The organism is Pseudomonas sp. Leaf15 (genome assembly GCF_001421425.1).
Lineage (GTDB): Bacteria > Pseudomonadota > Gammaproteobacteria > Pseudomonadales > Pseudomonadaceae > Aquipseudomonas > Aquipseudomonas salomonii.
This window is the reverse complement of sequence record NZ_LMKI01000033.1, coordinates 347,767-369,090: the sequence shown is the minus strand read 5'-3', so window position 1 is coordinate 369,090 and position 21,324 is coordinate 347,767. Positions and strand designations below refer to the sequence as shown.

At 58.2% G+C, this 21,324-nt stretch carries 18 protein-coding genes; 10 read left to right on the top strand and 8 right to left on the bottom strand.

Annotation, left to right across the window (positions count from 1 at the left end; genetic code table 11):
• Positions 1-122: 122 nt before the first annotated feature.
• Both ASE80_RS23140 and ASE80_RS23135 read right to left on the bottom strand, forming a co-directional pair.
• Positions 123-1,010, bottom strand: coding sequence for a lysophospholipid acyltransferase (locus ASE80_RS23140; RefSeq protein ID WP_056860958.1), 888 nt, complete (start codon positions 1,008-1,010; stop codon positions 123-125).
• 40 nt (positions 1,011-1,050) lie between these two features.
• Positions 1,051-1,608 carry a DNA-3-methyladenine glycosylase I gene (locus ASE80_RS23135; protein ID WP_017135140.1) on the bottom strand — a complete coding sequence of 186 codons (558 nt, stop codon included), beginning with the start codon at positions 1,606-1,608 and terminating at the stop codon, positions 1,051-1,053.
• A gap of 81 nt (positions 1,609-1,689) precedes the next feature.
• Between ASE80_RS23135 and glyQ the strand changes: the two genes are divergently transcribed.
• The 4 genes from glyQ to ASE80_RS23115 all read left to right on the top strand — a co-directional run bounded on the left by glyQ (position 1,690) and on the right by ASE80_RS23115 (position 6,086).
• Positions 1,690-2,643 (top strand): glycine--tRNA ligase subunit alpha, encoded by a 954-nt coding sequence (gene glyQ, locus ASE80_RS23130; RefSeq protein ID WP_003187265.1) that lies wholly within the window; start codon positions 1,690-1,692, stop codon positions 2,641-2,643.
• Positions 2,640-4,694, top strand: coding sequence for a glycine--tRNA ligase subunit beta (gene glyS / locus ASE80_RS23125; protein WP_056860957.1), 2,055 nt, complete (start codon positions 2,640-2,642; stop codon positions 4,692-4,694). The genes glyQ and glyS overlap by 4 nt, the downstream gene beginning before the upstream one ends.
• The gene (gene gmhB / locus ASE80_RS23120; RefSeq protein ID WP_170875881.1) at positions 4,694-5,233 is read left to right on the top strand and encodes a D-glycero-beta-D-manno-heptose 1,7-bisphosphate 7-phosphatase; all 540 of its coding nucleotides are present in this window, start codon (positions 4,694-4,696) and stop codon (positions 5,231-5,233) included. Before glyS ends, gmhB begins: the two co-directional genes overlap by 1 nt.
• An 82-nt stretch (positions 5,234-5,315) precedes the next feature.
• Positions 5,316-6,086, top strand: coding sequence for a lysophospholipid acyltransferase family protein (locus ASE80_RS23115; RefSeq protein WP_056860956.1), 771 nt, complete (start codon positions 5,316-5,318; stop codon positions 6,084-6,086).
• Between the two features lie 180 nt (positions 6,087-6,266).
• On the opposite strand, the gene ASE80_RS23110 is transcribed toward ASE80_RS23115, so the two are convergent.
• On the bottom strand, positions 6,267-8,546 hold the full coding sequence (locus tag ASE80_RS23110) for a CHASE2 domain-containing protein (protein WP_056860955.1): 2,280 nt from the start codon (positions 8,544-8,546) through the stop codon (positions 6,267-6,269).
• Between the two features lie 3 nt (positions 8,547-8,549).
• Entirely contained in the window at positions 8,550-9,479 is a 930-nt protein-coding gene (locus tag ASE80_RS23105; RefSeq protein ID WP_236708862.1) for a FecR family protein, read from the bottom strand.
• A gap of 293 nt (positions 9,480-9,772) precedes the next feature.
• On the opposite strand from ASE80_RS23105, the gene ASE80_RS23100 reads away from it, so the two are divergent.
• Entirely contained in the window at positions 9,773-10,495 is a 723-nt protein-coding gene (locus tag ASE80_RS23100; protein ID WP_056860953.1) for a response regulator transcription factor, read from the top strand.
• 104 nt (positions 10,496-10,599) lie between these two features.
• On the opposite strand, the gene gyrB is transcribed toward ASE80_RS23100, so the two are convergent.
• Genes gyrB through dnaA form a run of 4 tightly spaced genes read right to left on the bottom strand, consistent with a single transcriptional unit; the run spans position 10,600 to position 16,802 of the window.
• On the bottom strand, positions 10,600-13,017 hold the full coding sequence (gene gyrB, locus ASE80_RS23095) for a DNA topoisomerase (ATP-hydrolyzing) subunit B (protein ID WP_017135133.1): 2,418 nt from the start codon (positions 13,015-13,017) through the stop codon (positions 10,600-10,602).
• Positions 13,018-13,021: 4 nt separating this feature from the next.
• Positions 13,022-14,125: a DNA replication/repair protein RecF gene (gene recF / locus ASE80_RS23090; RefSeq protein ID WP_056860952.1), complete on the bottom strand. Its 1,104-nt coding sequence runs from the start codon at positions 14,123-14,125 to the stop codon at positions 13,022-13,024.
• 20 nt (positions 14,126-14,145) lie between these two features.
• On the bottom strand, positions 14,146-15,249 hold the full coding sequence (gene dnaN, locus ASE80_RS23085) for a DNA polymerase III subunit beta (protein ID WP_017135131.1): 1,104 nt from the start codon (positions 15,247-15,249) through the stop codon (positions 14,146-14,148).
• Positions 15,250-15,287: 38 nt separating this feature from the next.
• Entirely contained in the window at positions 15,288-16,802 is a 1,515-nt protein-coding gene (gene dnaA / locus ASE80_RS23080) for a chromosomal replication initiator protein DnaA (RefSeq protein WP_056860951.1), read from the bottom strand.
• A 586-nt stretch (positions 16,803-17,388) separates the two neighbouring features.
• On the opposite strand from dnaA, the gene rpmH reads away from it, so the two are divergent.
• The 5 genes from rpmH to mnmE all read left to right on the top strand — a co-directional run bounded on the left by rpmH (position 17,389) and on the right by mnmE (position 21,317).
• Entirely contained in the window at positions 17,389-17,523 is a 135-nt protein-coding gene (rpmH, locus tag ASE80_RS30410) for a 50S ribosomal protein L34 (RefSeq protein WP_003213577.1), read from the top strand.
• A 16-nt stretch (positions 17,524-17,539) separates the two neighbouring features.
• Positions 17,540-17,944: a ribonuclease P protein component gene (gene rnpA, locus ASE80_RS30405; protein WP_026013533.1), complete on the top strand. Its 405-nt coding sequence runs from the start codon at positions 17,540-17,542 to the stop codon at positions 17,942-17,944.
• On the top strand, positions 17,937-18,182 hold the full coding sequence (gene yidD / locus ASE80_RS30400) for a membrane protein insertion efficiency factor YidD (protein ID WP_073636650.1): 246 nt from the start codon (positions 17,937-17,939) through the stop codon (positions 18,180-18,182). The genes rnpA and yidD overlap by 8 nt, the downstream gene beginning before the upstream one ends.
• 2 nt (positions 18,183-18,184) lie before the next feature.
• Entirely contained in the window at positions 18,185-19,867 is a 1,683-nt protein-coding gene (gene yidC / locus ASE80_RS23070) for a membrane protein insertase YidC (protein WP_056860950.1), read from the top strand.
• A 79-nt stretch (positions 19,868-19,946) separates the two neighbouring features.
• Entirely contained in the window at positions 19,947-21,317 is a 1,371-nt protein-coding gene (mnmE, locus tag ASE80_RS23065) for a tRNA uridine-5-carboxymethylaminomethyl(34) synthesis GTPase MnmE (protein ID WP_056860949.1), read from the top strand.
• Positions 21,318-21,324 lie beyond the last annotated feature (7 nt).

Genomic DNA, 21,324 nt, shown 5'->3' with positions numbered 1-21,324 from the left:
TGTGATCGTTCCCACGCTCTGCGTGGGAATGCAGCCCTGGGCGCTCTGCGCCTGCCCTTAGAACCGTGACGCGGAGCGTCACAGGCGGCGTTCCCACGCGGAGCGTGGGAACGATCACGTGGTCAGTACCAGCGCTTTTCACCCGGCGGGCGTTTCTTGAAGCGCTTCATGCTCCACATGTACTGGCTCGGGTAGGCCCCGACATAACGCTCCACCACCTTGCTCATCGCCGCGCAGGACGTGGTGGTGTCGGTGCTGTACATATCTTCCGGGGCCGCTTCCAGAATCACTTTGTAACCCGAACCGTCCGGCAGCCGCAGGGCATGCAGAAACACGCCGACAGCCTTGTGGCCCGCCAGCATGTTCGGCACAAACTTGCTGGTCAGCGCCTGGGTGGCGAAAAACGGCACGAAGATGCCCGCAGATTCCGCAGGCTCCGGGTCAGCCGGAATACCCACCTGGCCACCTTTGCGCACTTCCTTGATCACGCTGAGGATGCCTTCCTTGGTGGAAGCCGCCACGCGGTTACCCAACTGCACGCGCTGCTTTTGCAGCAACTCATCCACCGCCTTGAGCTTGGGCGGGCGGTAGAAAATGATCGGTTTGCACTGGTTGCAATAGAAGTGGTTCAACACCTCCCAGTTGCCCAGGTGGCTGGTGATGCCGACCACGCCTTTGCCTGAGGCCAATGCCTCATGCAGCACTTGGAGGCCTTCGACTTCGCGCACCAGGTCGATGGAACGCTGAGCCGGCCAGATCCAGGCGCAGGCGCTTTCGGTCAGCGACTTGCCGATGTCCATCAGGCTCTGGCCCACCAGACGCTCGCGGGCGGCCGGGTCCATGTCCGGGAAGCATTTGGAGAGGTTGATCCGCACCGTGTCGCGGGAGCGGTTGGGGGTTTTCCACATGATCCAGCCAATCGCCGTGCCGACGGCCTGGACAGCGCGCCAGGGCAGCAGGGCAAACAACCGAAGAGCGCCTACCAGCAAGGCGCCTTTAAACTTTTCCACAGGTCACTCCTGATCGTGTGTGGTGCGCAAAGCGGGCATTCTAACCGGCGTTGGCCAAGTCCGCGTAACGGTCGCAGTCCTGAGTGTGGTCCATGACCATCCCCGAGGCCTGCATGAACGCGTAGCAGATGGTCGGGCCGACGAAGGTGAAACCGGCTTTTTTCAATGCTTTACTCATGGCTTCAGCTTCGGGGGTAATCGCCGGGACTTGGCTGCGATCGGTAAAGTGATTGACCTTGGGCACGCCGCCGACAAACGACCAAAGCAAGCCCACCGGGTCCTCCAGCGCCAGCCAGGCGGCGGCGTTGCGGCGAGTGGCGTTGAGCTTGAGGCGATTGCGCACGATGCCGGGGTCGAGCATCAGCGCTTCGATTTCAGCATCGGTCAGCCTGGCCAAACGCTGCGCATCAAAGCCGAACAAGACCTTTCGATAATGCTCGCGTTTGCGTAAAACGGTGATCCAGGACAGGCCCGCCTGGAACCCTTCGAGCAAAAGCAACTCGAACAAACCCTGCGCATCGCGCAGCGGCGTTCCCCACTCCTGATCGTGATAAGCCATGTACAGCGGATCTTCAGAACACCAAAAGCAGCGTGGCATAAGGCTCCAGGGAGTGGTGGCGGGGCCGAATCGGGTATACTCCCGCTCTTTAAATCGCAGCCCAAGTAACAGGTGAATTTCGTGAGCCAGCCTACGCCAGCCGTGCGTACCTTCCAAGACTTGATCCTCGCCCTCCAGCAATACTGGGCCGAGCAAGGTTGTGTGGTACTTCAGCCCTACGATATGGAAGTAGGCGCCGGCACTTTCCACACCGCAACATTCCTGCGGGCCATCGGCCCGGAAACCTGGAACGCCGCTTATGTGCAGCCCAGTCGTCGCCCGACTGACGGCCGCTACGGCGAAAACCCGAACCGTCTGCAGCACTACTACCAGTTCCAGGTGGTATTGAAGCCGAACCCGGATAACTTCCAGGAGCTGTACCTGGGCTCGCTGAAACATGTCGGCCTGGACCCACTGGTGCACGACATCCGTTTCGTCGAAGACAACTGGGAATCGCCAACTTTGGGCGCCTGGGGCCTGGGCTGGGAAGTCTGGCTCAATGGCATGGAAGTGACGCAGTTCACGTACTTCCAGCAAGCGGGCGGCATCGAGTGCTACCCGGTGACCGGCGAGATCACTTACGGTCTCGAGCGCCTGGCCATGTACCTGCAAGGCGTGGATTCGGTCTACGACCTGGTGTGGGCTGACGGCCCGTTCGGCAAAGTCACCTACGGCGACGTGTTCCACCAGAACGAAGTGGAGCAATCCACTTACAACTTCGAACACGCCAACGTCGACAAGCTGTTCGAACTGTTCGACTTCTATGAAAGCGAAGCCAAGCGCCTGATCGAACTCGACCAGCCGCTGCCGTTGCCGAGCTATGAAATGGTTCTGAAGGCATCCCACACCTTCAACCTGCTGGACGCCCGCCGTGCCATCTCGGTAACTGCGCGCCAGCAATACATCCTGCGTGTACGCACCCTGGCGCGTTCCGTCGCCCAAGCCTACCTGTTGGCTCGCGCCAAGCTGGGCTTCCCGATGGCAACCCCGGACCTGCGTGATGAAGTGTTGGCTAAGCTGGAGGCTGCACAATGAGTGCTCAAGATTTCCTGGTTGAACTGGGCACCGAAGAGCTGCCACCCAAGGCACTCAACACCCTGGCCGATGCGTTCCTGGCCGGTATCGAAAAAGGCCTGCACAGCGCCGGCCTGAAATTCGCTGCGAAAAAAGTCTACGCCGCGCCACGTCGCCTGGCGGTGTTGCTGACCGCGCTGGAAACCCAGCAGCCGGACCGCAACATCAACCTCGACGGCCCACCGCGTCAGGCGGCGTTTGATGCTGAAGGCAATCCGACTCAAGCCGCCCTTGGTTTTGCCAAGAAGTGTGGCGTTGAGCTGAGCGAGATCGACCAGAGCGGCCCGAAACTGCGTTTCAGCCAGGTCATTACCGGCAAGCCAACGGCGAGCCTGTTGCCGACCATCGTTGAAGACTCGCTGAACGACCTGCCGATCCCCAAGCGCATGCGCTGGGGTGCGCGCAAGGAAGAGTTCGTGCGCCCAACTCAGTGGCTGGTGATGCTGCTCGGTGACCAAGTCATCGATTGCACGATCCTCGCCCAGAAGGCTGGTCGTGATTCCCGTGGTCACCGCTTCCACCATCCAGAAGCCGTGCGCATCACCTCGCCGGCCAACTACGCCGCCGACCTGCGTGGCGCTTACGTGCTGGCCGATGCCAACGAGCGTCGCGAGCTGATCAGCAAGCGCACCGAAGAGCTGGCCCGCCTGCAGGAAGGCACCGCCATCGTGCCGCCAAGCCTGCTCGACGAAGTGACCGCGCTGGTTGAATGGCCGGTGCCGCTGGTGTGCTCGTTCGAAGAGCGTTTCCTCGACGTGCCGCAAGAAGCGCTGATCACCACCATGCAGGACAACCAGAAGTATTTCTGCCTGCTGGATGTGGACGGTAAGTTGCTGCCGCGTTTTATCACCGTGGCCAACATCGAAAGCAAAGACCCGCAGCAGATCATCGCCGGTAACGAGAAAGTCGTACGCCCGCGCCTGACTGATGCCGAGTTCTTCTTCAAGCAAGACAAGAAGCAGAAGCTCGAAGACTTCAACCTGCGCCTGCAAAACGTGGTGTTCCAGGAAAAACTCGGCAGCGTCTACGACAAGGCCGTGCGCGTTTCCAAGCTGGCCGCCTACATTGCCCCACGCATTGGCGGTGACGCTGCCTGGGCAGCCCGCGCTGGCTTGCTGTCCAAGTGCGACCTGGCCACCGAAATGGTCGGCGAGTTCCCGGAGATGCAAGGCGTCGCCGGTTACTACTACGCCCTCAACGACGGCGAGCCGGACGATGTAGCCCTGGCACTGAACGAGCAGTACATGCCGCGCGGTGCTGGCGCTGAGCTGCCAAGCACCTTGACCGGTGCGGCCGTGGCCATCGCTGACAAGCTGGACACCCTCGTCGGTATCTTCGGTATCGGCATGTTGCCTACCGGCAGCAAAGACCCGTATGCCCTGCGCCGTGCGGCCCTGGGCGTGCTGCGTATCCTGATCGACAAAAAGCTCGACCTCGACCTGACCCAGGCCGTGGTGTTCGCTGTCGGCCAGTTTGGCACCAAGGTCAAGCAAGCCGGCCTGGCCGAGCAAGTGCTGGAGTTTGTATTCGACCGCCTGCGTGCGCGTTACGAAGATGAAGGCGTGGACGTGTCCGTCTACCTGTCGGTACGTGCCCTGCAACCGGGTTCGGCACTGGACTTCGACCAGCGCGTACAGGCCGTACAAGCCTTCCGCAAGCTGCCGGAGGCCGATGCCCTGGCCGCCGTGAACAAGCGTGTGTCGAACCTGCTGAGCAAGGCTGACAACCTCGGCTATGTCGAAGTCGACCCTGGCCTGTTTGCCGATGCCAAGGAGTTCTCGCTGAACTCGGCCATCGCCAAAGCGGAAAACGCCGTGAAGCCGCTGCTTGCCGAACGCAACTACGCCGAAGCACTGGCGCGCCTGGCCACCTTGCGTGAGCCGGTGGATGCGTTCTTTGAAGCGGTGATGATCAATGCCGAGGATGCTGGTGTGCGGAAAAACCGCTACGCCATGCTGGCGCGTTTGCGCGGCCTGTTCATCAACATCGCTGATATTTCCGTACTGGGCTGATCATGTTGAAACTGCTGATTCTCGATCGGGACGGGGTGATCAATTACGACTCCGACGCTTACATCAAGTCGGTGGCGGAGTGGATTCCACTGCCCGGCTCGATCGAGGCCATCGCGCAGTTGAGCAAAGCCGGCTGGACGGTGGCCATCGCCACCAACCAGTCCGGCATCGCCCGCGGTTATTACGACATCGCCACCCTGGACGCCATGCACGCGCGCTTGCGCACGCTGGTGGCCGAGCAGGGCGGTGAGGTGGGGCTGGTGGTGTACTGCCCCCACGGGCCGGATGAGGGCTGCGATTGCCGCAAACCCAAACCCGGCATGTTGAAAACCATTTCAGAACATTACAAGGTGCCGCTTGCTGGGCTATGGTTCGTCGGGGACAGCCTCGGTGACCTGGAGGCGGCCAAAGCCGTCGACTCTCAGCCAGTTTTGGTTAAAACCGGTAAAGGCGAAAAGACCCAGGCGAAAAACCTGCCGGTAGGCACTTTGATTTTTGACGATCTGGCGGCGGTTGCCGCAGAACTTATTAACAACTAGCCACCCTCGGCTTCCTGAACAAGGATTGCTCGGGAGTGCGCTTTTAGCAGGCGGGCCATGTCCCGCAACGGTAAATGCTGCCATGTCGATTTTGCAGGCCATCAGAACCTTCTTCTTTTACCTGCTGCTGGGCACCAGTTCGTTTCTGTGGTGCACCCTGAGCTTTTTTATCGCGCCGTTCCTGCCGTTCAAGGCGCGTTATCGTTTTATCAACGTCTATTGGTGCCGCTGTGCGTTATGGCTGACCAAGGTATTCCTGGGCATTCGTTTCGAGATCAAGGGCGCTGAAAACGTCCCGGACCAGCCCTGCGTGATTCTGTCGAACCACCAGAGCACTTGGGAAACGTTCTTCTTGTCCGCGTACTTCTCGCCCCTGAGCCAGGTGCTTAAGCGTGAGTTGCTGTACGTGCCGTTCTTCGGCTGGGCAATGGCCATGCTGCGGCCGATCGCCATTGACCGTGACAACCCCAAGGCGGCGCTCAAGCACGTGGCCAAGAAGGGTGACGAGCTGCTCAAGGATGGTGTTTGGGTGCTGATCTTCCCGGAAGGTACGCGTGTGCCGTATGGCACTGTGGGCAAGTTCTCACGCGGTGGTACTGCATTGGCGGTCAACGCCCACCTGCCCGTGCTGCCGATTGCGCATAACGCCGGCAAGTTCTGGCCGAAGACCGGTTGGGCCAAACGCGAAGGTACGATCACTGTGATTATTGGCGAGCCCATGTACGCCGAAGGTGAAGGGCCACGTGCCATTGCCGCACTCAATGACCGCGCCCAAGCGTGGAATGAAGCGCAGCAACGCGCCATGGGTTCTCTGCCTCCGGAGCCGGTTGTAGTCGAGACCCCAGCGATTTGAGGATCTGTGGATAACCTGTGTACGGTTTGTTGGCGAATTGACGTTTTTGCTTCATAACAAGTTGATTTACTTACATATTTCTCAAGCTCATAAAATCACGAAAAACGTGCATAAGTTTTTTCAGCATAAAAAACCGGTCCTTGTGACCGGTTTTTTATGCACAGTAAAAAAGTACGTTTTTTAATCGTCGAGCAGTGGCAATTGCAGGCTGAAAGTCGAACCTTTACCCACCTCGCTTTCACACAGAATGCGACCGCCGTGGCGCTCCACCACAGCCTTGACCATGGTCAAGCCCAACCCCAGGCCCTCACTGCCCTGAGCCGAGTCAAAGCGTCGGTATTGGCTGAACAACTCCGGTAAATCCTCTGGCGCAATGCCAGGTCCTTGATCGCTGATACGGCATTCCAGCCACCCTTGCGCGCTGCCGTGGCTCAAAGTGACGGTGGTGCCGGAAGGGGAATACTTGATCGCATTTTCCAGCACGTTGAACAACGCTCGGGTCAGCAGCGATTGATCCGCGCAGACCATGCCTTCATCGGCCTCGTCCAGGTCATGGACCAGGTGAATACCTTTGAGCTGGGCGATGACCGCCACTTGATCGAATGCATCCATCACCAGCATGGCAAACAGCGTGGGTTGAAACTGGTAGCCATCGGCCTCGGCTTTGGCCAACTGCACGAAGGATTCAGTCAGGCTCAAAGCGCGCCGGACCTGTTGTTCGATCTGAACAAACACCGGCGACTCACCGTTATGCACGTCCAGCAGCGCCAGGATCGCCGAGTGCGGCGCACGCAGGTCATGGGACAAAAAGCGCAGCATGGTTTCGCGGTGCTGCTGGGCTTCGCGTTCCTTGCTCAGGTCAGTGAGACTCAGCAGCCAACCGAGGGCGACGTCACCTTCGGCCGGCAGCAAGGGGGCAAGCTCCATGCGCAGGCTACGCTGGTGGATGTCGCGAAACTCAACGAGTTCCAACGCTGAGAGAGCAGGGCGCACGCCATTGTGCAGCGGCGGATAACCCAGATCGGCGAGTTGATCGAGCAGGTTTTGGTTGACCAACTCATTACTGAACACTTCACGCGCAATCCGGTTGGCCAGCAGGATGCTGCCTCTGGGGTTGGTAATCAGCGTGGCCACTGGCAGGCACTCCAGCCCGTCAGCCATAAACCGCCGGGTGTCGCGTGTACGGCTTACCGCTTGTTCAAGTGCAAAGATTCGCGCTTGCAGCACATCGCCCTTGCTCGCGGGCGCACGACGACGCTCGGGAAGCACCTTGGGTTCGTTATCCAGCCGCGCCAGCTCCCAGCCGAAGTAGGCAAGAATCACGCTGAGGCGCCGCCAATTCCAGATCAAATAACTGAGCAGCAGACCAATCAGGCACGCAGCGGGCGACCACCAGTGGCCCAGGCCCAGCAGCACCCACGAAACCAACAACGCGCTCGCCATGCAGCCCAGGGTCATCCACAGCGCGTAGCGTGGGCGATACAACAACAGGCCCAGTAACAATGCCACCCAGGTAGTCGCCATCAGGGCCGACACCGCGCCGGGTAGGTCAACAATGCTGCGCCCTTGCAGCAGGCCATTAAGCACGTTGGCCTGGATCTCCACGCCCGCCGTGGTGCCGACCGTGGAGGAGAGCGGGGTAACGAAACGATCGCCCATGCCGGACGCGGTGGCGCCCACCAGAACCAGCCGGCCACGCAGCCGTTCCGGATCGACCTCACCACGTAGAACGCTGGCGTAGGAGACCGTAGGAAAGCGGGTGTTGGCAGCGATGAACGGGATCCGAATGGCGTGCTCCCGATGCCAGGACGGGTTGATCGGTTGCTGGGCTTCGCCTGGCATCTCAGAGGCCTGGCCGCTCAACGCGTAGGCCATCCACGCCAACTGCGGCGTGGTGTCACCGGGCGGGCCTTCACGCAAAAACAGGCTGCGCACTACGCCGTCACTGTCTGCTTCAACATTGATATGCCCGAGACCTTTAGCGCATTTGAGCAGCGGCAGCATTTGCGCGTCGGGCGCGCTGTAGCTGGCCGCTTCCTCACGCAGCAACGGCAGTACCACGTTGCCAGCGTTGCACACGGCCGCCGTGAGGCGTTGATCGTTGGCGGGGATACCGGGCTCACTGAAGATCACATCGAAGAGGATGGCCGCCGGTTGTGCGGCGCTCAGGCGATTGATCAGGTCGGCATGCAAACTGCGCGGCCAAGGCCAGCGCCCCAGCTCTTTCAGGCTGGGGTCGTCGATGGTCACCAGCAAGATTCGCGGGTCTACCGGTAAGGGCGCCAGGCGCCTGAGGCTGTCATACAGCGGGTTGTTCAGCGCCAGGCCCGGGCTCAACGAGAGGTAAGCCGTCATCGGCAACAACAGCAAACCTATCCACAGCCACTCGCGCACGAGGCCGTGGAACAAGCGCTGGGCATGGGTGGGCTGGCGTTTTTCGGCCTTGCGCCACAGCATCATTGGTCAACCACCGCTGGCCTGTGCCTGGGTGGCGGGTGGGTAATAGAAGATGTCATAAACCCCGGTTTCTCCCTCCAGGCCCTGCGCGTCATAGGCGGACAAACGCACGTGGTAAAACGATGCTTTGAGCCCAGTGAAGCGCATTTTCGGCTCACTGGAAAAGTATTCCTGCTTGATGTTCATAAAGGCTGAGTCGGTCGCCACTTGGGCACGATAGCGCTGTGCACCAGGCAATGGCCGCAGGTACAAGCTCCAGACCGGCGATTGACCTTTCTGGCCGTCCTGGCCAATCAATACCGGCGCGGGTAAAAGCTCCACGGCCTTGAGTTCACCTTGTTGTTTGATCAGCAGACCTTGGCGTGCGCCCACCTTTACTTCGGATGAGGCGCTGCCTTGCGCACGGTTAACCGCAACCTGGCCGTTGAGCACCTCCAGCACAGATTGCTCGCCGTCATTGCGCACGCGAAAGTGCGTACCGTGCACACCGAGAATGCCGACGGGCGTCACGATCTGAAAACGGTCGTAGTCGCTGGCCCGCTTGATCACGTAGGTCTCGACTTGGCCCTGTTCCAGAATGACCTGGGGAATCGCCTGCTTTTGCAACCAGTGCAGGCGCACCTGTGAACTGGAAGGCAGCACCACGCGGGAACCATCACCCAGGCGCAGGCTGACGAAAGCCGATGTCGACGTCTTCACGCCTTCTTGCTCATCAATGTTCATCCCTTCCAGCAGGGGCTGAGCCCTGCCTTTGGCGTCGAGCTTCCAGGCTGCACCCGTCAAATGCTGCACAACCGCCGGCAACGGTTGAGCGCGGCACTGGAACGGCTCGTCAATATAAGCAGGGCGATAGGGCGTAGCAGCCTGCGCAGTATCGATGACCAAGGCCAGCAACGCGGGTAGGGCACACCATAATCGATAGGCAAAACAGGTCATGGTGCTCATCACCCGGGTAGTTTCAGACGGCGTCTGACCTCAGCACATACAGGTTTACGGCAGCGCATGTGTCGGCTGATCCTTTTCCTCAGGGGTAGGAGCCGGTATCTTTCGACTAATAGGTACAAAAGACTTTAAACGGGTTTACGGCCCTTTGACATCAGCGTACCGATAGATCCTGTGAACATTGAGTCTGGCCACAATTCTTCAGATTCAACCAAAGGCATCTGCGCACTACCTACGCGATTGAACAGACCGTCGGCTGTCGTATTTTTTGTAGAAAGGACCCACCCATGCGTGTCGCAATACTGGACGACGAACCCGCTGAATTGCGTCGGGTTGAACAGACGCTGCGACAGATCCCCAGCACCGCAGAGCAACCCTGGTCTCTGCATTTCTTCGAGCGCGGTGAAGACCTGCTGCGCCAACTGCGCCGTGAAACCTTTGACCTGTTAATACTCGACTGGCAACTGCCCGATATCACAGGCATCGCATTGCTGCGTTGGACCCGTGAGCACATGGACTCACCCCCTGCGGTGATCATGTTGACCAGCCGCGATGCCGAGAGCGATATCGTCACCGCCCTCAACAGTGGGGCGGACGATTACGTCAGCAAACCATTTCGGCCAAACGAGCTCAAGGCTCGGGTCAACGCCGTGCTACGCCGGCATGGGCTGCAAAAGCCTGCGACTAATGAAGTGCAGAGCTTCAACGACCTGACCTTTGATGATGCCGAACTGACGGTAACGCGTGCGGGTAAGCCGATCAACCTCACTGAGCGTGAATACCGCCTGGCCAGTTGCTTGTTCGCCAACCTGGCTCGGCCACTGTCTCGGGAATATCTGTATGAGCGGTTTTGGAGCCATGAAGAAATGGTCTCCTCGCGGCCACTGGATACGCATATTTATCGGCTGCGTAACAAGCTGGGGCTGACCGCCGACCGAGGTTGGCAGCTGCTGACCATCTACGGGTACGGCTATCGGTTGGAGAGTGTGGCAGCTGCCGCCCAAGGCTAAAAACGGTGATGTTCCACGTGGAGCAATTGCAAAACGCTTAAGTTTCACCCAATAAAAAAGGCCAACGCTAAGCGTTGGCCTTTTTGTTTTAACGGGCAGCCTGATCAGAAATCCAGGTTAGACACCGCCAAGGCGTTGCTCTCGATGAAGTCACGGCGAGGCTCGACCGCATCACCCATCAGGGTGTTGAAGATCTGGTCTGCGCCAATGGCGTCTTCGATGGTCACGCGCAGCATGCGACGCTGAGCGGGATCCATGGTGGTTTCCCACAGTTGATCCGGGTTCATCTCGCCCAGACCTTTGTATCGCTGGATGGTGTGGCGCTTGGTGCTTTCGGCCATCAACCAGTCCAGGGCTTCCTTGAACTCCTTGACCGCCTTCTTACGCTCGCCACGCTGGATGTAAGCACCGTCGTCCAACAGGGTGCTCAATTGCGCGCCGAGGGTGACCACAGTTTTGTAGTCGTTGCTGCCGAAGAAGTCGCGGTTGAAGGTGACGTAGTTCGACAGGCCGTGGGAGATCAGTTCGACCTCTGGCAGCCAAACGTTGCGTTCACGGTCTTCACGCAGGCTGGCTTTGTACACCAGGCCAGATTTCTCGACAGTGCGCAGGCGCACTTCGTACTGAGCCAGCCAATTCTGCATGTGGGCGTGATCGCCCAACTGCTCCAGGCTCACGGAAGGCAGGTAGATGAAGTGCTCAGTCAGCTCCTGAGGGTACAGGCGCGACAGACGCTTGAGGGTCTTCATTACCATGCGGAAGTCGTTAACCAAACGCTCCAGCGCCTCACCGGAAATACCCGGGGCTTCGTCGTTCAAGTGCAGGCTGGCATCTTCCAGGGCCGACTGCGTCATGTACTCTTCCATGGCGTCGTCGTCTTTGATGTATTGCTCTTGCTTGCCCTTTTTCACTTTGTACAACGGCGGCTGAGCGATGTAGATGTAGCCACGCTCGATCAGCTCCGGCAACTGACGGAAGAAGAAGGTCAGCAGCAGGGTACGGATGTGCGAACCGTCGACGTCAGCATCGGTCATGATGATGATGTTGTGGTAACGCAGCTTGTCGATGTTGTACTCGTCGCGGCCGATACCGCAGCCCAACGCCGTGATCAAGGTGCCGACTTCCTGAGAAGAAATCATCTTGTCGAAGCGAGCCTTCTCGACGTTGAGGATCTTACCCTTCAACGGCAGGATGGCCTGGGTGCGACGGTTGCGACCCTGCTTGGCGGAACCGCCAGCAGAGTCACCTTCCACCAGGTACAGTTCGGAGAGGGCAGGGTCCTTCTCCTGGCAGTCAGCCAGTTTGCCCGGCAGTCCGGCGATATCCAGCGCGCCCTTGCGGCGGGTCATCTCACGGGCTTTACGCGCCGCTTCACGGGCACGTGCCGCGTCGATCATCTTGCCGACAACCAGTTTGGCTTCGTTCGGGTTTTCCAGCAGGAAGTCGGAGAAGTACTTGCCCATCTCCTGTTCCACTGCGGTCTTCACTTCGGAGGACACCAGTTTGTCTTTGGTCTGGGAGCTGAACTTTGGATCCGGCACTTTCACCGAGATAATCGCGGTAAGGCCTTCACGCGCATCGTCACCGGTGGTGGCCACTTTGTGCTTCTTGGCCAAGCCTTCCGCTTCGATGTAGGTGTTCAGGTTACGCGTCAGTGCGGAACGGAAACCCACCAAGTGAGTACCGCCATCGCGCTGTGGAATGTTGTTGGTGAAACACAACAGGTTCTCGTTGAAGCTGTCGTTCCACTGCAGGGCTATTTCCACGCCGATGCCGTCTTCACGCTGGATGTTGAAGTGGAACACCTGGTTGACCGCAGTCTTGTTGGTGTTCAGGTATTCAACGAACGCACGCAGGCCGCCTTCGTACTTGAACAACTCTTCCTTACCGCTGCGCTCGTCCTTGAGGACGATACCCACACCGGAGTTAAGGAACGACAGTTCACGAATGCGCTTGGCCAGGATGTCCCAGCTGAAGTGGATATTCTTGAAGGTTTCTGCCGAAGGCTTGAAGTGGATCTGCGTACCGGTGGATTCACTGTCGCCAACGATTTTCATCGGCTCTTGTGGAACACCGTGGACGTAGGTCTGTTCCCAGATCTTGCCGCTACGGCGCACGGTCAGGATCAGCTCTTCAGACAGAGCGTTCACCACCGACACACCTACACCGTGCAAACCGCCGGAGACTTTATAGGAGTTGTCGTCGAACTTACCGCCGGCGTGAAGCACGGTCATGATGACCTCTGCCGCCGATACGCCTTCTTCTTTGTGCACATCGACCGGAATGCCGCGACCGTTGTCGCGCACGGTGATGGACTCATCCGGGTGGATGATAATGCTGATGTCGTCGCAGTGACCGGCCAAAGCTTCGTCGATGGAGTTGTCGACCACCTCGAACACCATGTGGTGCAGACCGCTACCATCATCGGTGTCGCCGATGTACATACCAGGACGTTTGCGTACGGCATCCAAACCTTTCAGCACTTTAATGCTGGTCGAGTCGTACGTGTTTTCTTCGCTCATGCCTTCACTCCCGATGGTCGTGGGTCTGGGTGATACGGCCCTGTTCCACGTGGAACAAAGCGACTGGCGTTTCCGTCTGCCAGCCTTCCCTCAATAATTCGTGGTCTACACAGGTGATAAACACCTGGCAGCATAAGTCTTCCAACAAGCGGCATAACGCACGGCGGTGCTGCTCGTCGAGTTCGGACGGCAAGTCATCCACCAAATAAATACACTGACCGCGCCGGGCTTGGCTTACCAAATGCCCTTGGGCAATACGCAGTGCACACACCACCAACTTTTGCTGACCGCGGGACAAAATATCCGCGGCATTGTGTGCGCCTAATCTAAGGCGCAAGTCAGCACGTTGTGGGCCTGCCTGGGTATGGCCAATTTGCTGATCCCGCTGCAAGGACGTGGCGAGCACTGCGCTCAGCTCACGTTCTTTATCCCAACCACGGTAGTAGCTCAGCGTCAGCCCCTCGAGCTCCAACAACTCACTCAAGGTCTGCTCAAAGACTGGTTTCAAGGCTTTGATATAAGCGCGGCGGTATTCATCTATTTCGTCGCTGGCCAGGCACAGTTCCCGGTCCCAGGCCGCTTGCGAAGCGGCGTCAAGTGTACCATGCCGCAGCCATGAGTTCCGCTGCCGCAGGGCCTTCTGCAGGCGCTGCCAAGTGGCCATGAAGCGCGGTTCCACGTGGAACACTCCCCAATCGAGGAACTGCCTGCGGATTTTCGGCGCACCTTCCAAAAGGCGGAAACTGTCTGGGTTAATCAGTTGCAATGGCAGGATTTCTGCCAGTTGTGCTGCACTGCGGGCGTTTTGCCCGTCAATGCGAATCTGGAAGTCACCGCCGCGATCGCGGGATATCCCCAGGGCGCTGTGCCCACCTTCTGCCAGTTCAACCTGACCAAATACGGTGCAAGCCAGCTGTTCATACTGAATCACCGGCAACAAGCGAGCACTACGGAAGGAACGGGCAAGCCCAAGCAAATGAACGGCTTCCAGCACGCTGGTTTTGCCGCTGCCGTTGGCGCCGTAAAGGATATTGATGCGGGGGGAGGGGGAGAAGGTCACCGGGTGCAGATTGCGCACCGCGGTGACCGAGACGCGACTGAGGGACATCTAGCTTCTGCTGAGCATGATTACAGGCGCATCGGCATAACAACGTAAGCCGAGTCGTCGTTGTCGGATTCTTGCACCAGGGCACTGCTGTTGGAGTCAGACAGAATCAGGCGAACCTGTTCTGTGGTCATCACACCCAGTACGTCCAGCAGGTAGCTCACGTTAAAGCCGATTTCCAGCGAGCCGCCGTTGTAGTCAACGCCGACTTCTTCTTCCGCTTCTTCCTGCTCCGGGTTGTTGGCCTGGATTTTCAGCTGACCGTTGGCCAGTTGCAGACGAATACCACGGTACTTCTCGTTGGACAGAATCGCAGTACGGCTGAACGCTTCACGCAGCGCCTGACGATCGCCGATCACCAGCTTGTCGCCGCCTTTTGGCAGCACACGCTCGTAATCCGGGAATTTGCCGTCAACCAACTTGGACGTGAAGGTGAATTCGCCCGTGGTGGCGCGGATATGGTGCTGACCCAGCACGATGCTGACATTGCCATCCGGCTCGGTGAGCAGACGCGCCAGTTCCAGGATACCTTTACGCGGCACGATGACCTGGTGACGGTCCGGCTGGCCGATATCGGCACGCATTGAGCACATGGCCAGGCGGTGACCGTCGGTAGCCACTGCACGGATAACGCCTTCCGCGACCTCCAGCAGCATACCGTTGAGGTAGTAACGCACGTCCTGCTGGGCCATGGCGAAGCTGGTGCGCTCGATCAAACGGCGCAGTTTGCTCTGGTCCAGGCTGCAGGTCAGCGAGCCAGGGCCCTCTTCGACGGTAGGGAAGTCATTGGCCGGCAAGGTCGACAGCGTGAAACGGCTGCGACCGGCCTTGACCACCAACTTCTGCTCATCAACCTTGATGTCGATCAGCGCATCGTTGGGCAGGCTTTTACAGATGTCCATCAGCTTACGTGCCGGCACAGTGATTTCGCCGGGCTCAGCCGGCTCTTCCAGCTGCACGCGACCCACCAGTTCGACTTCCAGGTCGGTACCGGTCAAGGACAATTGCTGGCCTTCGACCACCAGCAATACGTTGGAAAGCACCGGCAAGGTCTGTCGGCGCTCGACGACGCCTGCGACCAGTTGCAGGGGTTTCAACAGGGCTTCGCGTTGAATGGTGAAATGCATGGTCTAGTCCCTTGCCTTAATAAGCTGCGCTGGTGTCATCAGGTAGTCAGTGTACGCAGCAGGTTCTTGTAGTCCTCGCGAATATCCGCGTCGGATTCCTTAAGTTCATTGATCTTGCGGCACGCGTGCAGGACCGTGGTGTGGTCGCGACCGCCAAACACATCACCGATTTCCGGCAGGCTGTGGTTGGTCAGCTCTTTGGAGAGCGCCATCGCCACCTGACGTGGACGTGCCACCGAGCGCGAACGGCGCTTGGACAGCAGGTCGGAAATCTTGATCTTGTAGTACTCAGCCACGGTGCGCTGAATGTTATCCACACTCACCAGCTTGTCTTGCAAAGCCAGCAAGTCTTTCAGGGATTCGCGGATCAACTCGATGGTGATGTCGCGGCCCATGAAGTGCGAGTGTGCGATAACCCGCTTGAGCGCGCCTTCCAGCTCACGCACGTTGGAACGAATGCGTTGGGCGATAAAGAAGGCTGCATCGTGGGGCAGGTCGACTTTCGCCTGGTCGGCCTTTTTCATCAGGATCGCCACGCGGGTTTCCAGCTCCGGCGGTTCTACCGCAACGGTGAGGCCCCAGCCAAAGCGTGACTTCAAGCGTTCTTCCAGGCCTTCGATTTCCTTCGGGTAACGGTCACTGGTCAAGATGACCTGTTGGCCGCCTTCGAGCAGGGCGTTGAAGGTGTGGAAAAACTCTTCCTGGGAACGCTCCTTGCGAGCGAAGAATTGAATGTCATCGATCAGCAAAGCGTCCACCGAACGGTAGAAGCGCTTGAATTCGTTGATTGCGTTGAGCTGCAAGGCCTTGACCATGTCAGCCACGAAGCGCTCCGAATGCAGGTACACAACCTTGGCATTCGGGTTCTTCTTTAATAGATGGTTACCCACAGCGTGCATCAAGTGAGTCTTACCCAAGCCAACGCCACCATAAAGGAAGAGCGGGTTGTAACCATGCTTGGGGTTATCGGCTACCTGCCAGGCGGCCGCGCGGGCCAGCTGGTTGGATTTACCTTCGACGAAGTTTTCAAAGGTAAACGTACGGTTCAGGTAACTGGTGTGCTTGAGCGCACCTTCCACCTGAACGGTGCGCTGCTCGGCGCGAACCGGTGCTTGCTGCGAGCTGGCGCCAGCCATCGGATCAAAGCTGTCACGGGATGGCTCTTCATTTATAGGCGCGTTTTTCTGCGACGACGATTTCGACGGTGCCTGGGCAACCGGCGCCGGCGAGTTATTAACAGGTGCCGCTTGAGCTTGCGATGCAGCAGCCGCCAGCGGCGCATTCGGCGCAGCGCGAGGCGCAGAGCTGCGTTTGCTGCCTATTAATAAGGAAAGCACGGGCGCGATGCCGTTGCCGTGTTCATCGAGCAATTCGAGAACGCGGCTCAGGTATTTCTCGTTGACCCAGTCGAGAACAAAACGATTCGGCGCGTAGACACGCAACTCGTCGCCTTCGGCTTCGACCTGTAGCGGACGGATCCAGGTGTTGAATTGCTGGGCAGGCAGCTCTTCGCGCAAAAGCTCCACGCACTGCTGCCAAAGTTCCACTGACACGGATATCCCCTAAGTTGAAAGCCGGTGAGGCAAAAACAGCCGCCATTGTAGCGGCCAGACGCCCACTTATCCACATGTAGGTTGCTCACAGAGCAGCCAAAATCAATGTGTTAAGTGCAAAAAAGCCGACCAATGGTCTGTGCATAAGCTCTGTGGATAAGCGCACCTAAGCTCGTTGTACAAGTGGGGTCGAAAGTCTGTGGGTAACTGGCCTGTGGATAACAACCCATTCCACCCACAGCTTATCCGACAGCGCAGCACAGGCAGAGCACTGTTTTCCCCCGTACTTGTCATTCTCTGTACATCAGGTGGAATATGGCCTCAAGGCAGTTATCCACAGATGATCGCCTGCCTAGCTTTTATAAGCTTTACAGAAAAGCTTTAAATAACTTCCTTCTTTATTTTTATATCTATGGCATTGCTCGTGAAAGCCAGGCGGACAGAAAAGGGCCGATTGCCTATGAAAGATCTAATTGAAGGAAAAGCTGGTTGGAAATTGACCTAGAGGCTTGCTTTCTCTAGAATCGCCGGTCTCTTAAAACGGGGGCCATTCCGGCCCGTTGTGGACGAACCAGGTAACAACGCCATGAAACGTACTTTCCAACCAAGCACCATCAAACGCGCCCGTACTCACGGCTTCCGTGCTCGCATGGCTACCAAGAACGGCCGTGCTGTCCTGTCGCGTCGCCGCGCCAAAGGTCGTGCGCGTCTGGCAGTTTGATAATCCGGTACTGGTGGTGAGTCAGGACTTCAGTCGGGAAAAGCGTCTGCTAACCCCCCGGCATTTCAAGGCAGTCTTTGACTCCCCCACCGGCAAGGTTCCGGGGAAAAATCTCCTGCTCCTTGCGCGTAACAACGATCTGGATCACCCCCGTCTCGGGTTGGTGATCGGCAAGAAGAGCGTAAAGCTCTCCGTTGAGCGCAATCGCCTCAAGCGTCTGATGCGCGAATCGTTTCGCCTCCACCAGGACACTCTGGTTGGTTGGGATATTGTTATCGTCGCGCGCAAAGGCTTGGGGGATGTAGAAAACCCCGAATTGATTCAGCATTTCGGCAAGCTCTGGAAACGTCTGGCGCGTACCAACAAGCCAGCACCAGCAGTCAGCACCGAAACTGTAGGGGTAGACAGCACCAATGCGTAAACTGGCACTCGTTCCGATCCAGTTTTACCGTTATGCCATTAGTCCTCTGATGGCCGACCACTGTCGTTTCTACCCCAGTTGTTCCTGCTACGCGTTAGAGGCCATAGAAAATCATGGTCTTCTGCGCGGTGGCTGGCTGGCCTTTCGTCGTTTAGGCCGCTGTCATCCGTGGAATCCCGGTGGTTTCGACCCGGTTCCACCTATCCCTACCTCCCGTTCTTCTTCGATGGCCGAGTAATCATGGATATTAAACGCACGATCCTGATCGTCGCCCTGGCAATCGTGTCCTACGTCATGGTTCTTAAGTGGAACCAGGACTACGGCCAGGCTGCCCTGCCGACTCAGAATGTTGCTACCAATCAGGCTGCGCCGGCTATTCCGGACACCCCGCTGGGTAACAATGCGTCCGCGAGTGCCGATGTTCCCAGCGCGAATGGCGAGACAAGCGCCCCTCTAGAAACGCCAGTGGTCACCAATAAAGACCTCATCCACGTAAAAACGGATGTGCTCGACCTGGCTATCGACCCACAAGGTGGTGATATCGCGCAGTTGAAACTGCCGCTGTATCCACGTCGCCAAGACCATCCGGATGTTCCGTTCCAACTGTTCGATAACGGTGGTGAACGTACTTATCTGGCGCAAAGCGGCCTGACCGGCACTGACGGTCCGGATGCTCGTGCTACCGGTCGTCCGGTTTATTCGACCGAACAGAAGACTTATCAACTGGCCGACGGCCAGAATCAGTTGAATGTCGACCTGAAATTCAGCCTCGACGGCGTCAACTACATCAAGCGTTTCAGCTTCACCCGTGGTCTGTACGACTTGAAGGTCACTTACCTGATCGACAACGAAAGCGCCAAGCCATGGACGGGCAACCTGTTTGCCCAGCTCAAGCGTGACAACAGCGCCGATCCTTCTTCCAGCACCGCCACCGGCACCGCGACTTACCTGGGCGCCGCCCTGTGGACAAGTAGCGAGCCGTACAAAAAAGTGTCGATGAAAGATATCGACAAGGGCTCGCTGAAAGAAACCGTACAAGGTGGCTGGGTTGCCTGGTTGCAACACTACTTCGTGACCGCATGGATCCCGAACAAGGGTGAAGCCAACCTGGTTCAAACCCGCAAAGACAGCCAAGGCAACTACATCATTGGTTTTACTGGCCCGGCGTTGACCGTCGCTCCAGGTGCCAAAGCTGAAACCAGCACTACCCTGTACGCCGGCCCGAAAAGCCAGGCTGTGCTCAAAGAGTTGTCCCCAGGTCTGGAACTGACTGTGGATTACGGCATTCTGTGGTTCATTGCCCAGCCGATTTTCTGGCTGCTGCAACATATCCACAGCATTGTGGGTAACTGGGGCTTCTCGATCATCTTCCTGACCATGCTGATCAAAGGGCTTTTCTTCCCTCTGTCGGCAGCCAGCTACAAGTCGATGGCGCGCATGCGTGCCGTTGCGCCAAAACTGGCGGCTCTGAAAGAGCAACATGGTGACGACCGGCAGAAAATGTCGCAGGCCATGATGGAGCTGTACAAGAAAGAGAAGATCAACCCGCTGGGTGGTTGCTTGCCGATTCTGGTGCAGATGCCGGTATTCCTGTCGCTGTACTGGGTTCTCCTGGAAAGCGTCGAAATGCGCCAGGCACCGTTCATTCTGTGGATAACTGACCTGTCGATTAAAGACCCGTTCTTTATTCTGCCGATCATCATGGGCGCGACCATGTTTATCCAGCAGCGTCTGAACCCGACTCCACCGGATCCGATGCAGGCCAAGGTAATGAAAATGATGCCAATCATCTTCACCTTCTTCTTCCTGTGGTTCCCAGCGGGTCTGGTGCTGTACTGGGTGGTCAACAACGTGTTGTCGATCTCTCAACAGTGGTACATCACACGTAAAATCGAAGCGGCTACCAAAAAAGTTGCGGCGTAATTTACTCTGTGGATAACCACTCAAGACGCCCCCTAGTGGGGCGTTTTGCTTTCTGTCACTTTTGTTCTGGAACCTGCTGATGAGCGCTCCTCGTGAAACCATCGCTGCCGTCGCTACCGCTCAAGGTCGCGGCGGTGTCGGTATCGTTCGAATTTCCGGGCCGCTGGCCAGCGTGGCAGCCCAGGCCATCAGCGGCCGTGAGTTGAAGCCCCGATATGCCCATTACGGGCCATTCCTGGATGCTGATGAAACGGTATTGGATGAGGGGTTGGCGCTGTATTTCCCCGGCCCTAACTCGTTCACCGGTGAAGACGTCCTCGAACTGCAGGGCCATGGCGGCCCGGTAGTGCTGGATATGTTGCTGCAGCGTTGCCTGCAATTGGGCTGCCGTCTGGCGCGCCCAGGGGAATTCAGCGAGCGGGCATTCCTCAATGACAAACTCGACCTGGCCCAGGCCGAGGCAATTGCCGATTTGATCGAGGCCAGTTCTGCACAGGCGGCGCGCAATGCGTTGCGCTCGTTGCAGGGCGCTTTTTCCCTGCGTGTGCATAACTTGACCGAGCAGTTGATCAGCCTGCGCATCTACGTCGAGGCTGCGATTGATTTCCCGGAAGAAGAAATCGACTTCCTCGCTGATGGCCACGTCCTGGCGATGCTGGATAAAGTTCGCGACGAGTTATCCACCGTCCTGCGCGAAGCCGGGCAGGGTGCTTTGCTGCGCGACGGCATGACGGTGGTGATCGCCGGGCGGCCGAATGCCGGCAAGTCCAGCTTGCTTAATGCGCTGGCGGGTCGGGAAGCCGCGATCGTTACCGAGATTGCCGGCACCACCCGGGACATCTTGCGCGAACATATCCACATCGATGGCATGCCGCTGCACGTGGTCGACACCGCCGGCTTGCGCGATACCGACGACCAGGTGGAAAAGATCGGCGTGGAACGGGCGCTCAAGGCGATCAGCGAAGCGGACCGCGTATTGCTGGTGGTGGATGCCACTGCGCCAGAGGCTGTGGATCCTTTTGCCCTGTGGCCGGAATTTCTCGAGCAACGGCCAGACCCGGCCAAAGTCACCTTGATCCGCAACAAGGCGGATTTAACCGGCGAAGCCATTGCCATGGCGACCAGTGACGATGGCCACGTGACCATCAGCCTGAGCGCAAAGTCCGCTGGCGATGGGTTGGAATTGCTGCGCGACCACCTCAAAGCCTGCATGGGCTATGAACAGACCTCTGAAAGCAGCTTCAGCGCACGCCGCAGGCACCTGGAGGCACTGCGTCACGCCAGTGCGGCGTTGGAGCACGGTCGGGCTCAGCTGACCTTGGCGGGGGCTGGCGAGCTGCTGGCTGAGGATTTACGACAGGCACAGCAGCTGCTTGGGGAAATCACCGGTGCGTTCAGCTCCGATGATTTGTTGGGAAGGATCTTTTCCAGCTTCTGTATTGGTAAGTAGCCAAGTT

Coding starts and splice junctions, on each gene's coding strand:
- ASE80_RS23105 (WP_236708862.1), bottom strand. CDS start 9,479: ATGACCTGTTTTGCCTATCGATTATGGTGTGCCCTACCCGCGTTGCTG.
- glyS (WP_056860957.1), top strand. CDS start 2,640: ATGAGTGCTCAAGATTTCCTGGTTGAACTGGGCACCGAAGAGCTGCCA.
- recF (WP_056860952.1), bottom strand. CDS start 14,125: ATGTCCCTCAGTCGCGTCTCGGTCACCGCGGTGCGCAATCTGCACCCG.
- gyrB (WP_017135133.1), bottom strand. CDS start 13,017: ATGAGCGAAGAAAACACGTACGACTCGACCAGCATTAAAGTGCTGAAA.
- dnaN (WP_017135131.1), bottom strand. CDS start 15,249: ATGCATTTCACCATTCAACGCGAAGCCCTGTTGAAACCCCTGCAACTG.
- ASE80_RS23135 (WP_017135140.1), bottom strand. CDS start 1,608: ATGCCACGCTGCTTTTGGTGTTCTGAAGATCCGCTGTACATGGCTTAT.
- yidC (WP_056860950.1), top strand. CDS start 18,185: ATGGATATTAAACGCACGATCCTGATCGTCGCCCTGGCAATCGTGTCC.
- mnmE (WP_056860949.1), top strand. CDS start 19,947: ATGAGCGCTCCTCGTGAAACCATCGCTGCCGTCGCTACCGCTCAAGGT.
- yidD (WP_073636650.1), top strand. CDS start 17,937: ATGCGTAAACTGGCACTCGTTCCGATCCAGTTTTACCGTTATGCCATT.
- rpmH (WP_003213577.1), top strand. CDS start 17,389: ATGAAACGTACTTTCCAACCAAGCACCATCAAACGCGCCCGTACTCAC.
- ASE80_RS23110 (WP_056860955.1), bottom strand. CDS start 8,546: ATGATGCTGTGGCGCAAGGCCGAAAAACGCCAGCCCACCCATGCCCAG.
- ASE80_RS23115 (WP_056860956.1), top strand. CDS start 5,316: ATGTCGATTTTGCAGGCCATCAGAACCTTCTTCTTTTACCTGCTGCTG.
- ASE80_RS23100 (WP_056860953.1), top strand. CDS start 9,773: ATGCGTGTCGCAATACTGGACGACGAACCCGCTGAATTGCGTCGGGTT.